Raw genomic sequence first — 13,476 nt, 5'->3', positions numbered from 1 at the left:
TTTGCATACTGGCGCGCAATTTAAACAACAGGACTTTTTATGCCAGATATTGTCATTGCATTTTTTATCCTTGGTCTTATCGCGGGCGTCGTCAAGTCAGACTTGAAAGTGCCGGGTCAGATTTATGAAATTCTTTCAATATTATTGATGCTGAGTATTGGTATCAAAGGTGGTTTAGCGCTACACAGCGAACAGCAGACAATTGTTTGGTCGCACTTAGCTGCCATCATGCTGCTTGGCCTAGTGATTCCAATTATCCTGTTGCCCGTACTGAAAAAATGGGTGCGTCTCGCCCACGTTGATGCGATTAGTATCGCCGCTCACTATGGTTCAGTAAGTGCGGGAACCTTCGCGGTCGCTTGGGCCTTAGCTGAAAGTTTTAACTTACCAATATCGGCTGATACCACACTGTATCTGGTGATACTCGAGTTACCGGCAATTATTGTGATGCTAGCGCTGTATCATTGGAAGCTGGGAGAAGAGGGTAAAAATACGAATATGCTGGCCATATGGCACGAAGCATTTACCAGTCGTGGCGTGATTTTGTTGATGGGTGGGGTAGCCCTGGGGTGGCTGTATGGCCCAAGTGGGCTCAGTGCAATATCACCGTTGGTCGTTGATGGGTTCAAAGTCTTGTTGGCGTTATTCCTGCTCGAAATGGGACTAACGACCGCCCGAATCTGCCGGCCTTTACCGCTTGAGCATTGGCGTTTGGTTGTGTTTGCTGCGCTAGCGCCACTTGCATTAGTGTGGCCGGGGCTGTTACTTGGTAGTTATTTGGGTTTACAGCCAGGCAGCGTGTTGATCTTGGCAGCACTAACGGCAAGCGCTTCGTATATTGCCGCGCCCGCGGCCATCCGTGCAGCAATCCCGGATGCCAACATCAGTAAAGCAATGTTGGCATCTCTGGGGGTTACGTTTCCGTTGAACGTGATTGTTTATATCCCGTTTCTGGCTACACAGCTTTAGTTTTGGGTCGGCAATTCGGAGGTACAAGCAGGGCAGCGCTTCGCGGCCAACGGAATTGAAGAGCAGCAAAATTCGCAGTTTTTAGTGGTGACTGGCGCGGGCTCTTCTTTCGTGCGTAAGCTGTTCATGCCTTTAATGAGCCAAAACACGGCAAAGGCTACAATAATAAAGCTGATGGTGTTGGTAATGAACACACCGTAGTTGATGGTGACAGCCCCTGCAGCTTGAGCGTCAGCGAGCGCAACGTAGGGGCCAGCGGTCTCAACACCTTCGCGTAATACTATAAACATATCGGTGAAGTCGACACCGCCGAGCATGAGGCCAATAGGTGGCATGATAATGTCGGCGACAAAGCTTTTTACGATGGTGCTAAAGGCACCCCCGATAATAATACCTACCGCCATATCGACAACGTTGCCTTTCATGGCAAACTTTTTGAATTCATTCAACATAATTGTCATCTCGCATGAAGTCGCTTACACACTGTAAGCGAACAATGAATTATTTATAGAACAAAACGCTAAGAAAAGGTAATGCGTTTTAGTGCGTGCTATTGCCAAAAACAAGTTTCTTTTGAAAGCGATAGCTCAGCAGGAACACAATAACTTCTGCTAGAGGCTTGCCAATAAAGGGCGTAACACCGACCCATAAAAGCCCCTTGGTAAAGACATAGTTGAGGCCCACCAAGATCACCGCAAGCAGCGTATATTTTGTCGCATCACGGGTTAGCGAACTGCCGCGACCGAACACCCATTGACGATTTAATGTGAAATTAAAGATACCTGAGACCAAACGGGCGGCCGCGATAGCGACTAAAATCTCTCCGGTTAAGCCATAAATCAGGGCAAACAGGCCGTAGTCGATGCCAGCCGACGCAATACCGACGCCAGAGAACTTAAGGAAATTTTTATAAATAATTATGGAGTCTTGCAGCGGTTTAAAATGGCTACTGGCGTTGTCTTGTTCATACACAGTGGTAATCTCGGTGCTGCAGAGCTGAAGGCCTTGACGCTTAGCCAGAATCAACATGTCCAACTCAAATTCATAGTGGTTGCTGGGTGTGTTGATAAGGTCATCGAGTAAACCATTGGGAATGCCACGAAGCCCAGTTTGGGTATCCGGTACCTTTATCCGTAATCCGAGCTGAAAGGTATAACGAGCGAAGGTATTGCCAAGCCTTGATCGAAACGGGATGCCTTTTTCTTTGAAATTACGGCTGCCTAGCCAGAGAGCTTGAGGCTGTTGTTTAAAGGCTTGTAAAACCTTCACAATGTCTTCTGGTAAGTGCTGGCCATCGGCATCCGCGGTGACTACGCCCTGTGCGCTTTGCTTGTGCGTACGAACCCAACGAAAAGCTGTTTTTAATGCTGCACCTTTACCACAGTTATCATCATGGCTCAGCACATGCAGGTTTTCCGCTGGTGGGATGGCAGTGAATATCTCGGTGCTCTCGCTACCATCATTCACAATCACAATCGCTTCAAACAGTTCTCGATGATTTTGTAAGTCAGCAACCACATTCAGCAACCGCTGATCAGGGTTAAAGGCTGGTATTACAATAACAGGAAGGCTAGGGTTCAAATCGTCCTCGTTAAATTTTGTGTTCGGGCATGGGTGTTATATCCTTTAAAGCGCCTGACGTTAAGACTATGTGGCAAAAGGTAAAAACACAAGGAAATCAAGGCTAGTAAGAAGTATAAGCATCGACTAGCCACAACACCGTAAACTTCCTTTGTAATTTGCCGCTAAAACACGTAGATTACGCGCCTATTTTTTGTTCGGGTGTACAACGTGATTTCTGCTGCAAATATCACCATGCAATTTGGTGCAAAACCTCTTTTTGAAAATATCTCTGTTAAGTTTGGCGAAGGCAATCGATACGGCTTGATTGGCGCAAATGGCTGCGGCAAATCTACGTTTATGCGCATTCTTAGTGGTGAGCTTGAGCCATCAGCCGGCAACGTTTCGGTTGAGCCGAATATGCGCGTCGGTAAATTACGCCAAGACCAGTTCGCTTATGAGCAATACAGTGTAATTGACACCGTCATCATGGGCCACGAAGAACTGTGGAAGGTCAAGGCGGAGCGTGACCGCATTTATGGTATGGCCGAAATGAGTGAAGACGACGGCATGCGTGTTGCGGACCTTGAAGTAGCGTTTGCAGAAATGGACGGTTACACGTCTGAGTCGCGCGCGGGCGAATTATTGCTTGGCGTTGGTATACCGCTGGAAGCGCACTTTGGATTAATGAGTGATATTGCACCAGGTCTTAAGCTTCGGGTATTGCTGGCGCAGGTACTGTTTTCTGAACCGGACATCATGCTGCTTGACGAACCCACCAACAACTTGGACATCAACACCATTCGTTGGCTTGAAAATGTGCTCAACGAACGTCAAGCCACCATGATCATTATTTCGCACGACCGTCACTTCTTAAATAGTGTGTGTACGCATATGGCGGATATCGACTATGGCGAATTGCGCGTGTACCCAGGTAATTACGATCAATACATGTTTGCAGCTACTCAAGCACGCGAGCAGCTATTGAATGAAAATACGAAAAAGAAAGAGAAAATTGCCGAACTGCAACAGTTTGTGAGTCGTTTCTCTGCGAATGCCTCAAAAGCAAAACAAGCAACTTCGCGGGCTAAGCAAATTGAAAAAATTCAGCTCGCTGAGGTAAAGGCCTCGAGCCGCGTCAGCCCCTTCATTCGATTTGAGCAAGAGAAGAAGCTCTACCGGCTGGCGCTAGAAATAGAAGGCTTGAATAAGTCTTTTGATGATTTGAAGGTGCTAAAAAACCTGAGCACAATGATTGAAGTCGGCGAAAAAGTCGCTATTTTGGGCGCCAACGGTATCGGTAAAACCACCTTGCTGAAATGCTTAGTCGGCCAACACACGCCAGAAAGTGGGCTTATCAAATGGTCTGAAAACGTCAGTATTGGTTACTATGCACAAGACCACGCAGACTGGTTTAAAGATAAAATCAGCGTATTTGATTGGATGAGCCAATGGAAACAACCGCATCATGACGAGCAGGCTATACGCGGTGTGCTGGGGCGTATGCTGTTTTCGCAAGACGACATTAAAAAGCCGGTCACCATTCTTTCGGGTGGTGAAAAAGGCCGCATGATATTTGGCAAATTGATCATGCAACGGCCAAACATCTTGATTATGGATGAACCAACCAACCACTTGGATATGGAATCCATCGAAGCCCTAAATTTGGCGCTTGAGCATTACGAAGGCACCTTGTTGTTTGTTAGCCATGACCGCGAATTTGTGTCATCGCTGGCGTCGCGCATTATTGAGCTAACTGATCAGGGCATGCGTGATTTCTCAGGCACTTATGATGATTACCTGCGGCAGCAACTCTAACAAGCCACTACCGCAAGCCCGGCAGCTAAACGCGGGTTAGCCAGCCGTAAGGGTCGGGCGCTTTCCCCCATTGCAGCGCGTTTAACGCGCTGCGAAGCTTATCAATTGTTGGCGTTTTCGCACCACCATTGCCCACGGTATACTCTTTGCCGTTGTGGATTAAGGTGCCAATCGGCGTCATCACCGCTGCGGTACCTGACAATGATGCTTCGGTATGCGGCTTGCTGGCGCGCTCTAGCAGCTCATCCACGCTAAGCTTTCGTTCACTTATTTGCATGCCCATATTGCGCGCCAGCGTTAACAATGAGTCGCGCGTAATGCCGTGTAAAAAGCTAGTATCCAGGTCTTTGGTAATAATTTCATTGCCATCGATTAAAAGGAAGTTCGCAGCTCCCGTTTCTTGCACATCACCATTTGGACAAAACAGAACCTGGTCGGCATTTACCGCCTGCTTCGCTTGTAGAATGGGTTGTAAGGCGCTGGCGTAATTGCCGCCACTTTTGACCATGCCCATATGCGGCGCACAGCGCATGCCGTCTTCTTCCAGTAATAAACGCAGTGGTTTCGCACCGCCGCTAAAGTAGTCACCGACTGGTGAAAGAAGTACATAGAGCATTGATGTTGCGCTTGGTGCTGCCGCTTTGCCTATAGTTGGCTCAGTTCCGATATGGGTGGGGCGAATGTACATAGAGCCCGGAGGCGCTGGCACTTCAGTGGCAAAACGTTTGACGATGCCAACAATCATTTCTTCAATTAACTCCGGAGAAAACTTAGGCAACGTCAGTAAGCGGGTACTTTGAGCTAAGCGCTTAATATTCGCATCCATTCGAAAAATATTAATCGACCCGTCTTCATGCCGAAACGCTTTCAGCCCCTCAAAACAGGTGCTGGCATAATGCAGTACATGGGCGCCCGGGTGCAGGCTAATTTTATCTGCCGCCACGTTTTGCGCTGCGCTCCAGTGCTCACCATTGAAGGTGCTCAGCGCCATTTCAGGCATAAATACACTACCAAAAGCAGCCATAACTTCACTCAGTTGTTTTTTTGTTGGTTGTATATTGAGTTTACTGGGCAGGCAGCCGAACCGCAAAATTAATGTCAACAATGGCCGGTCATTTGTTTTAAGCTGTAGCGCATATCCTCAGAATTAACTCAACTTTCAGAAAGGAAATAAGATGAACAAAAGCTACCTTATCAGCAGTGCATTATTTCTAGCATTTGGGTTTTCTGGCCAAGCGTTCGCCAGCAATAACTCGGAGCACAAGTTAACGCTAAGCGAAGCAGATAAGTTAGTGGCGCTACCCCTACACTGTGTTGAAACGCCTTACCCGTATAAAACCGGTATTGTGCTTGGCAGTGCTGAAGATTTGCAGGAGCCTTCGGAACATCATCCGATATTTTATGGGTGCTTTGACTGGCACAGCGCAGCCCATGGTTACTGGTCGTTGGTAACGTTGTTACGACAATTTCCGGATATGGCAAACGCCGAACAGGCGCGAGACGTGTTAAAACGTAATATCACACAAGAGAATGGTCTGCGCGAAGCAGCATTCTTTAGCAAGGAGATTAATAAAACGTTCGAGCGTACTTATGGCTGGGCGTGGCTGTTAAAGCTGTCGGACGAGTTGAACGCATGGGAAGACCCGCTTGGACAAGAATTGGCTGCTAATTTACAGCCGTTGACGGACGTTATTATTGATCGTTATCTCAAATTCTTGCCACAATTACTCTACCCAGTGCGCGTGGGTGAGCACACCAATACCGCTTTTGGCTTAAGTTTCGCTTATGACTACGCCGTCAATCATGAGCTGAGCGAACTGCAGATGTTGATTGAACAGCGTGCCAAACACTACTTTATTGCTGATAAAGACTGCCCAATCAGCTGGGAGCCGAGTGGTTATGATTTTATTTCACCGTGTCTTGAGGAGATAGGCTTGATGCAACGGGTGTTGTCCAAGCAAGAGTTTTTGACATGGTTAAACGTATTTATGCCGCAATTGGCTGACAAAAATTACAGCTTAGAAGTGGGTAAAGTAAGTGACCGCAGCGACGGTAAACTGGTGCACTTGGACGGTTTAAATTTCAGCCGTGCCTGGAACCTTTATGCCTTAGCAAACGAATTCCCACAATATGCACATTTGAGTGCTGTGGCAGACGCGCACATGGCGTATTCGTACCCGAACTTGATTGGTGACAGCTACGAAGGCGGGCATTGGTTAGGAAGCTTCGCAATTCAGGCCTTGAATAAAGCGCAGGACTAGCCTGCGCACGCGAGAAAACGCCAGCCCCAGAATACTAAAAGCCTCTGGCTATAGCGAAACAATCTAACATAGACGGATTCGTTCGTTCATAAATTATAGCTAGTGTCATATATTGAGCGCCACTACGCTAATAGGAGGCGCTTATGAACGCTGCGACATTACCGATTATTTCTATGGCATCGCTCGATTCCGACGATGGCTTGAATAAATTGCGCCACGCTGCCAGCGAAGTCGGATTTTTCTACCTTGTTGATCACGGCATAACGCGTGACGCTCAACAAGAGTACCTTGCGTTGAGTCGTGCGTTCTTTCAGCTCTCGGCGGAAGAAAAACAAACGGTTGATATGATTCAGTCGCCCCATTTTCGTGGCTATAACGCCATGGGCAACGAAATGACCGCAGGTCGTCTTGATGCCCGTGAGCAATTTGATTGGATGAATGAAGAACAGGCACTGCCTGAGCAACAGTTGCAGTACCCTTGGCAAAAGCTCATTGGGCCGAACTTATGGCCTACCACCATGCCGAAGCTCAAGCCTGAATTAACGACACTGCAACGTAAGTTAAGCGGCATAACAGTTAATTTACTGCAGAAACTCTGTGAGTCGTTAGGCGTAGATCGCAATGCACTCGACCATACTATTGGTGGACAACCCTATACACACGCTAAGCTGATTCGTTATCCTGCGCAGGAGTCACAGCAGCAAGGTGTAGGCGCGCATAAAGACCCCGGATACCTCACGCTCGTTATGCAAGACTCACAAAGTGGTCTTAAAGTTGAACGTGGTAATGAATGGATTGACGTCGCGCCCATTCCTGGTGCGCTGGTTGTTAATATTGGTGAGCTCTTAGAGCTCGCTTCTAATGGCTTATTGAAAGCGACAAATCATAAAGTTGAGAGCCCCATACACGGCGTTGAACGGTATTCGATAGCGTTTTTTATGGCCGCACAATTGTCAGCTACAATACCGGTGCTGGCTTTGCCACCCGAACTAAAAGCAAAAGCTTCAGGGCCAACAACCGATCCAAATAATCCTTTGCTGACAGATGTTGGCAATAACGTTTTGAAAGGACGCTTGCGCTCACACATGCATGTAACCCGCAAGCATTACTGCGATGAATCAGTGCGGCACCTGTTGGCAAAAAGCTTCGCTTACGCGGCAACAACCGATATTTGTGGCGACTGCCGCGCTTAGCTTGCGTGCTCAGATGACTTTCACAAGCGCCGAATTCGGCGCGCATCACGTATAACTTCGTACGAAGAAATAACCGCAACTGCAATCAAAATTGTGTTAATGCCATACTGGGCAACGTTTATTCCCCAATCGTCGAGAGTTGGCAGAGTCTCAATCTGGAGCACTTGAGTCTGCATCAAAATAAGTGAAACCACTAAAAAAGCAGTGTTCACACCTATATTCAGCCATAACATGCTAGCGCTCCACAGTCGCACACGAAGTTGCCATAGGCTGTGAACTACCGCCACACCAATCACCGGAGTGAACCAACGTAAAATTTGCAGGGCCTCGGTAGAGAATAACGAATTACTATCGTTTCGCCACAGGGGATACCATATGAGTAGAATCAAAAAAAGCAGGGTGGCTAAGTCAGTGAAAATGTTGTCTAAGCCGATATGTTGCCAACTTTTGCTGGCAGTCGGCAGTTTCTCTGGACTCCAACGGCAAGTGCGAGGTTTATTTTCGTTGGTTTGACTGCGAGACATTACTGCAAAGGAAATTGTGATTGCACTGAATGCGAAAAAGGCGCTATTGATGAAGTCGCTGGCAATGGCGAAAACAAAGCGAATTATGCCCATGCTGCTACCACCCAACCAGGTGCTGGTTACTTCTATGACTGAGATAACAAAGAGTACGCCAAGCACCATATATAAGGTGCTTGCGTAGAGTCGCATTAATGAAGAAGCAATAAGTGGCTTGGGTGGGTAATACGTTATAGCAACGTCTCGCGGGTGCCCCATGGAAATGAGCAAACTGGACACATCACTATCATTGAACTGACCCTGTTGCGCTTCGAGAGCCTCTATTTGATCAAGGATATTGGCCTTTAATTCGCGGCCGATATCATCGCGTTTATCTTCAGGAAGCTCGCGCTGTACTGCTGCTATATAGCGTTCTACCATATCCATTAGTTATTCTCCTTATCGTTGTTACCGGTTAGCAAAGGGGTAACAGCACCATTTAATGTCTGCCATTCTTGAATGAGTTGCTCAAGTAATTCAGCGCCAAGTTCCGACAAATGATAGTAGCGGCGTTCGCGGCCTTCACCTTGTTGCCATTCACTATCAAGTAAGCCTTGATCAGCCAGTCTGCGAATAAGTGGGTACAGTGTGCCTTCGTCAATGTCGACACCTGCTTCATGCAGTTGCTTGCGTAATGAGTAGCCGTAGTGCGGTGTTTTTAACGATGCGAGTACCGCCAAAACTAACACGCCACGCCTAAGTTCAAGCTTCAGTTTATCCAGTTGTGCTGTTGTCATGTGGAATCCTAATAAGTACTGTGTACCGCATACTGTATATGACACAGTAAAGTATACTAGGTGACGCCTAGTAAGAATGCAACTATTTATTTTTCTGGTTAGCCTGCTCTTGCGCAACGTGCTCTTTTGCAAATTAATAAAACATGGTCTAGCGTCATTAATGAGCAGGGGATTTTTCGCGACGTAGTATAAGAAAAATTGATGACATCTAGGACTATTCACATGCAAGTCGAAACGATTAGAGATGTGCTGAATTGGACCGTTTCTTTCCATAAAAATTTAAAGGATTGCTTAAAGCACTGTTCTAAGCTGAACAAAGATGAACGTGCGCAGATGATCCTCAGTTATTTAGCCGATCATGAAGGGAGTCTTGCCCGTATTGTTCAAGGGTTTGAAAATACAGCTGACAAGAAAGCCTTAAATACTTGGTGTTATGACTATATGGATAAACACCCAATCATTGAGCATGGCCATTGTGAATCGCCATACCAAGAGCAGGATATGGCGCATATTATGGACAGAACCGTAGAACATCATAATCACGTCATTGAACTCTTCGAGCACCTTTATTCTCGAGTTGACACAGATAGTGCCAAGGAGCTGCTTGATACGATTAAAGATGTTGAAGAAAACGAGATAAAGCGAATGGTGCAAACAGCGAATCGTTTTTCTGATATGTAGAGTGCCGCTATTGATTATCATCAATAGCGGCGCCAATTACCACCGTCCTCCACCTTAAGGGCTAATAAATAAACCTTAATTCGCGTTACGCTGGGCATGCTATGGTCTCACCATACTTGGCAAGATAAGCCGTAAGGCCTTTAATTTTGCTGCCGTTTAATTCGTAAACATCACAAAAGGCTAAACGCTCAGTGCCGAGTTCGCAGGTTATTTCAAGATCACCTGTCAGCACCGCGCGATCGCCATCCAACAAAAATTGGCGGTGGGTAATTGTGGCTTTGCCGCCATCCCCGCTGCCCATTTTATGAAGCCAATCTGCGAAAGCTGTTTTGCCTTTTATCACTTCGTCGCTATTAGCCATACCAAAGCGAAAATCATCGGTAACGGCGTCGAGAATCACGTCCGTGTCGAAGGTTGCCCATGCGCTGCTAAAGCGGCGTATCATTGTTTCTATAGGTTGCATGATTATTATTCCTCTAGTTGAATTGTAGTGCGCTATGAATTTTCATAACGTACTTGTTAGTCGAACAAGGAATGTTTAAATCGACGTGTCTAGGCGATTTAGTTGTTCATAAAGGAAGGCACGTTCGGCATCTTGCAGGGTAAGCGCCAATGCACGGTGATAGCTTTGTTCAGCGGCATGGTTATCACCAAGTTGCCGAAGAAGGTCGGCATGAAAGACATGAAGCAGCCGATAGTCGGATAACACGCCGCTGCGATGAAGTTCATCAACAAGTTGCAACGCTGCTTGCGGACCTGAAGTTTTACTGACTACCACTGCGCGGTTCAGCGCGACAATAGGCGAAGGGTGCCGTTGTAGCAACAAGTCATAAAAAGCCAAGATTTCTCGCCAATCGGTATGTGCAAAACTTTTGGCGTCAGCATGTAAACCAGCGATAGCAGCTTGCAAGGTGAAGCGGCCAATGTCAGCGCGCGGAAGGATGTCCCGAAGCAAGGTATCCGCTTCTTGAATTTGGGCCGAGTTCCAAAGTTCTCGATTTTGCTCTTCTAAGGTTAATAAACGCCCGTCGTCAGCAAGGCGCGCGCAATGACGTGCATGTTGAAATAACATTAAAGCGAGCAGCCCTTGTGCTTCGGTGTGCTGTATGTCGCGCACCAGTTGGCGAGCTAGGCGCAGCGCTTCGGCCATCAATTTACTGTTAATGAGGGTGTCGCCACTTGAGCAAAGATAGCCCTCATTGAAAACGAGATAAATCACTTGTAACACGGCATCTAAGCGTTCAGCCATCTGTGTTGTTTCGGGGATTTCAAACGAAATTCGTGCCTGTCGTATCTTCTTCTTTGCCCGGACAATACGCTGTGCCACGGTTTGGGTGGACAGCAGAAAGGCTTGTGCAATTTGTTCAGTGGTCATTCCGCACACCTCGCGTAACGTAAGTGCTACGCGTGCGGGTTCAGCAAGAGTAGGGTGACAACAGGTAAAAATCAGCCTTAACTGATCATCTTCAATGGCACGCGCGGTGAGCGGAACTTCGTCTTGTGCGAGTAAGTTTAGGCTTGGTTGTAATTCGCGAAAGCGCTGATCACGGCGAAGCTTATCAATCGCTTTAAAACGGCCAGTGGAGATCAGCCATGCTCTGGGCTGATCAGGAATGCCATCGCTTCGCCATTGTGTCAACGCCGCAGAAAAAGCATCTTGTAAGGCTTCTTCGGCCAGCTCAAAGTCGCCTAGCAAGCGAATGAGGGTGGCTAAAATACGCCGGGATTCGTGCTGATAGATCAGCGCAATCTGTTGTTCTGTGCTTAGCCCGGGCACCGATTCTATACGTCCAGTTGGCGTACCGGACGCACCTCTATGCTACCAACCCGGGCCGCCGGAATGCCTTTGGCGTAGTCAATGGCGGCGTCAAGATCATTCGCTTCAATCATATAAAAACCGACAAGCTGCTCTTTGGTTTCTGCAAAAGGGCCGTCGGTAATGGTTACCTTGTCACCGCGAGGGCGTACCGTGGTAGCTGTATCCACAGACTGCAATGCCTCGCCAGCTAAAAATGTTGCTGCGGCCTCCGTGCGCTGTGTGTAAGCGAAACACTCGGAGTCCTCCGGACTCTCTGGCAAACTGTGTAGTTGATTTTCATCGGCATACACTAAACATAAATATTTCATGGCATTTCTCACTCTTCAGGGAAGTCAGGCACGTCAGGCTCAACCAAATGTGCAAGTTGCGCTAATGACTCTTGCCAACCAGCGTAACAAAACTCGACGGGAATTTCGGCAGGGATCCCTGCTTGCACAATCTTCAGTTCAGTGCCGCATGCGACCGGCTTGAAGGTTGCGAGAACATCCATTACATCGGCCATTGGTCCGCTATCAAAGCTATCGGTATGACGGATACGTTCGTTCGGAACAATCTCAACGTATTTAACCGTAAACGAATGACTTGAGCCTGTGGTGAAATTGTTGAAGGACATGTTGTAACCGCCTCCCTCACGCACATCGATGTGATGGATGGTGCCGGTAAAGCCATAAGGTGGCGACCAATATTCAAGTGCACTTTTGTCTGTGAAGGCACGATAAACACGTTCAACCGGAGCTTTAATAATTCGGTGCAGTTGCACAGTACCTGTCGGTTTACTCATGAAAATTCTCCTTTGTTTTGATATTCATTCTAGTTATCGAATGACAAAAGAAGAAATCGACATCCTGATAAAAAATGCGTCGAATCGTGCTCGCAGTTGTGCTGCTTCACCACAAGCCTTCAAATATAAAATGACTGTATGTGATCTACTCCTATAATCCTTAAGTAATATGCTTATGGTTTAAGAAGTCTTTATATACCAACACATGTTGGAGGAGTTCACATGAAAAAGGTTACAGGTCTATTGTTGGCATTGTGCACAAGTGCCCTTTGCTTTCAGACAGCATTAGCACAGGAAGAAAAAGCAGCTTTGGTGCCTTTGCCGTCGCTTGACGATTTCACGAGAGGCCAAGACGGCTGGGCCTTTGGGTTGGGCTTGGGTGTTGAATACGAGTCTGCCTATGAAGGTTCGGATGAGTTCGGCTTCGAAATCCAGCCTGCTGGTGCAGTGCAATGGCGCAGAGGGGATGACATTTTCTTCTTTGCCGGTGAAGCGCTGGGGTGGCGTGGCCTTCGTTCTGACACGTGGCTATTAGAGGCCATTGTGGGGTTCGAAGAAGGGCGTGAAGAAGGCGATTCCGACGACGGCCGGTTGGATGGACTCGGTGACACAGAGGAAGGTGTAGAATTCGCATTGCAAGCGCGTCGCGCTTTCGATGCTGACTGGCGTTATTGGTTGGATGGCCGCGTTGTAGCCGGTGAAAACGGAAATCTTGGTATTTTTGGCGTGGGTCGTCGCTTCGGCGAGCAGATCGACGGGTCTGGTTCTGAGCTTTCTGTCGTTGCGGTTTTTCACGACAGCGATCTTGCCAATACTGACTTTGGCATCGACGCAGCACAAGCAACTGCATCGGGTCTGGATGAAACCAACCTAGACGGAGGTTTCCGTTCAATTGGTGTGCATTACAATTACCGTAATTATATCAATGATAATTGGCAGGTTTTCGTCGAGGCGCTCTATGAGCGATACAGTAACGATATTTCGGACAGCCCAATAGCTCGCAATAATTATGAAGCCGAAGTCGGCGTTGGGTTCATTTACATATTCTAGACAGCGATGAGCCCCGTATGCCAGTGGCGCGGGGCTGATTGCGGTTT

At 47.6% G+C, this 13,476-nt stretch carries 15 protein-coding genes; 6 read left to right on the top strand and 9 right to left on the bottom strand.

Translation table 11 applies throughout. From position 1 onward, the window contains the following. Positions 1-39 precede the first annotated feature (39 nt). The gene (locus tag EGC76_RS07720; protein ID WP_128352411.1) at positions 40-969 is read left to right on the top strand and encodes a sodium-dependent bicarbonate transport family permease; all 930 of its coding nucleotides are present in this window, start codon (positions 40-42) and stop codon (positions 967-969) included. Here EGC76_RS07720 and mscL read toward each other — a convergent pair. Both mscL and EGC76_RS07710 read right to left on the bottom strand, forming a co-directional pair. After that, positions 966-1,421, bottom strand: coding sequence for a large-conductance mechanosensitive channel protein MscL (gene mscL, locus EGC76_RS07715; protein ID WP_128352410.1), 456 nt, complete (start codon positions 1,419-1,421; stop codon positions 966-968). The genes EGC76_RS07720 and mscL overlap by 4 nt on opposite strands. Before the next feature lie 88 nt (positions 1,422-1,509). Then, a complete protein-coding gene (locus EGC76_RS07710) occupies positions 1,510-2,550 on the bottom strand; it encodes a bifunctional glycosyltransferase family 2/GtrA family protein (protein WP_128352409.1) in 1,041 nt (346 codons plus the stop codon). A 210-nt stretch (positions 2,551-2,760) separates the two neighbouring features. On the opposite strand from EGC76_RS07710, the gene EGC76_RS07705 reads away from it, so the two are divergent. Further along, a complete protein-coding gene (locus tag EGC76_RS07705; RefSeq protein WP_128352408.1) occupies positions 2,761-4,347 on the top strand; it encodes an ABC-F family ATPase in 1,587 nt (528 codons plus the stop codon). Between the two features lie 25 nt (positions 4,348-4,372). Here the strand turns inward: EGC76_RS07705 and EGC76_RS07700 are convergent, their stop codons facing one another. Then, the gene (locus tag EGC76_RS07700; RefSeq protein WP_281277728.1) at positions 4,373-5,404 is read right to left on the bottom strand and encodes a branched-chain amino acid aminotransferase; all 1,032 of its coding nucleotides are present in this window, start codon (positions 5,402-5,404) and stop codon (positions 4,373-4,375) included. Positions 5,405-5,522: 118 nt separating this feature from the next. Between EGC76_RS07700 and EGC76_RS07695 the strand changes: the two genes are divergently transcribed. Both EGC76_RS07695 and EGC76_RS07690 read left to right on the top strand, forming a co-directional pair. Then, the gene (locus EGC76_RS07695; RefSeq protein WP_128352406.1) at positions 5,523-6,608 is read left to right on the top strand and encodes a DUF2891 domain-containing protein; all 1,086 of its coding nucleotides are present in this window, start codon (positions 5,523-5,525) and stop codon (positions 6,606-6,608) included. A 143-nt stretch (positions 6,609-6,751) separates the two neighbouring features. Further along, positions 6,752-7,801: an isopenicillin N synthase family dioxygenase gene (locus EGC76_RS07690; protein WP_128352405.1), complete on the top strand. Its 1,050-nt coding sequence runs from the start codon at positions 6,752-6,754 to the stop codon at positions 7,799-7,801. 20 nt (positions 7,802-7,821) lie between these two features. On the opposite strand, the gene EGC76_RS07685 is transcribed toward EGC76_RS07690, so the two are convergent. After that, positions 7,822-8,748: a hypothetical protein gene (locus tag EGC76_RS07685; RefSeq protein WP_128352404.1), complete on the bottom strand. Its 927-nt coding sequence runs from the start codon at positions 8,746-8,748 to the stop codon at positions 7,822-7,824. Next, a complete protein-coding gene (locus EGC76_RS07680; RefSeq protein ID WP_128352403.1) occupies positions 8,748-9,098 on the bottom strand; it encodes a PadR family transcriptional regulator in 351 nt (116 codons plus the stop codon). Before EGC76_RS07680 ends, EGC76_RS07685 begins: the two co-directional genes overlap by 1 nt. A 222-nt stretch (positions 9,099-9,320) precedes the next feature. Between EGC76_RS07680 and EGC76_RS07675 the strand changes: the two genes are divergently transcribed. Then, positions 9,321-9,779, top strand: a complete 459-nt coding sequence (locus EGC76_RS07675; protein WP_128352402.1) for an ATPase — start codon at positions 9,321-9,323, stop codon at positions 9,777-9,779. Positions 9,780-9,864: 85 nt separating this feature from the next. Here EGC76_RS07675 and EGC76_RS07670 read toward each other — a convergent pair whose 3' ends face one another. The 4 genes from EGC76_RS07670 to EGC76_RS07655 all read right to left on the bottom strand — a co-directional run bounded on the left by EGC76_RS07670 (position 9,865) and on the right by EGC76_RS07655 (position 12,379). Then, entirely contained in the window at positions 9,865-10,242 is a 378-nt protein-coding gene (locus EGC76_RS07670; RefSeq protein WP_128352401.1) for a nuclear transport factor 2 family protein, read from the bottom strand. 75 nt (positions 10,243-10,317) lie between these two features. Next, positions 10,318-11,556, bottom strand: a complete 1,239-nt coding sequence (locus EGC76_RS07665; protein WP_128352400.1) for an RNA polymerase sigma factor — start codon at positions 11,554-11,556, stop codon at positions 10,318-10,320. Between the two features lie 5 nt (positions 11,557-11,561). Continuing rightward, the gene (locus EGC76_RS07660; RefSeq protein ID WP_128352399.1) at positions 11,562-11,906 is read right to left on the bottom strand and encodes a YciI family protein; all 345 of its coding nucleotides are present in this window, start codon (positions 11,904-11,906) and stop codon (positions 11,562-11,564) included. A gap of 8 nt (positions 11,907-11,914) precedes the next feature. Beyond that, on the bottom strand, positions 11,915-12,379 hold the full coding sequence (locus EGC76_RS07655) for an SRPBCC family protein (protein WP_128352398.1): 465 nt from the start codon (positions 12,377-12,379) through the stop codon (positions 11,915-11,917). A 222-nt stretch (positions 12,380-12,601) separates the two neighbouring features. On the opposite strand from EGC76_RS07655, the gene EGC76_RS07650 reads away from it, so the two are divergent. Continuing rightward, complete coding sequence (locus EGC76_RS07650; protein ID WP_128352397.1) at positions 12,602-13,429, top strand: MipA/OmpV family protein; 828 nt, start codon at positions 12,602-12,604, stop codon at positions 13,427-13,429. Positions 13,430-13,476 lie beyond the last annotated feature (47 nt).

Source organism: Pseudidiomarina gelatinasegens, from assembly GCF_004025325.1.
In the GTDB taxonomy this organism is placed as follows: Bacteria; Pseudomonadota; Gammaproteobacteria; order Enterobacterales; family Alteromonadaceae; genus Pseudidiomarina; species Pseudidiomarina gelatinasegens.
The sequence above is the reverse complement of the archived record's forward strand: the minus strand, read 5'-3'. Positions and strand labels throughout refer to the sequence as shown.

Excerpts from the sequence above, each read along its gene's own strand:
- EGC76_RS07655 (WP_128352398.1), bottom strand. The coding sequence starts at position 12,379 with ATGAGTAAACCGACAGGTACTGTGCAACTGCACCGAATTATTAAAGCT.
- EGC76_RS07660 (WP_128352399.1), bottom strand. The coding sequence starts at position 11,906 with ATGAAATATTTATGTTTAGTGTATGCCGATGAAAATCAACTACACAGT.
- EGC76_RS07690 (WP_128352405.1), top strand. The coding sequence starts at position 6,752 with ATGAACGCTGCGACATTACCGATTATTTCTATGGCATCGCTCGATTCC.
- EGC76_RS07720 (WP_128352411.1), top strand. The coding sequence starts at position 40 with ATGCCAGATATTGTCATTGCATTTTTTATCCTTGGTCTTATCGCGGGC.
- EGC76_RS07680 (WP_128352403.1), bottom strand. The coding sequence starts at position 9,098 with ATGACAACAGCACAACTGGATAAACTGAAGCTTGAACTTAGGCGTGGC.
- EGC76_RS07670 (WP_128352401.1), bottom strand. The coding sequence starts at position 10,242 with ATGCAACCTATAGAAACAATGATACGCCGCTTTAGCAGCGCATGGGCA.
- EGC76_RS07695 (WP_128352406.1), top strand. The coding sequence starts at position 5,523 with ATGAACAAAAGCTACCTTATCAGCAGTGCATTATTTCTAGCATTTGGG.
- EGC76_RS07650 (WP_128352397.1), top strand. The coding sequence starts at position 12,602 with ATGAAAAAGGTTACAGGTCTATTGTTGGCATTGTGCACAAGTGCCCTT.
- EGC76_RS07685 (WP_128352404.1), bottom strand. The coding sequence starts at position 8,748 with ATGGATATGGTAGAACGCTATATAGCAGCAGTACAGCGCGAGCTTCCT.
- mscL (WP_128352410.1), bottom strand. The coding sequence starts at position 1,421 with ATGTTGAATGAATTCAAAAAGTTTGCCATGAAAGGCAACGTTGTCGAT.
- EGC76_RS07675 (WP_128352402.1), top strand. The coding sequence starts at position 9,321 with ATGCAAGTCGAAACGATTAGAGATGTGCTGAATTGGACCGTTTCTTTC.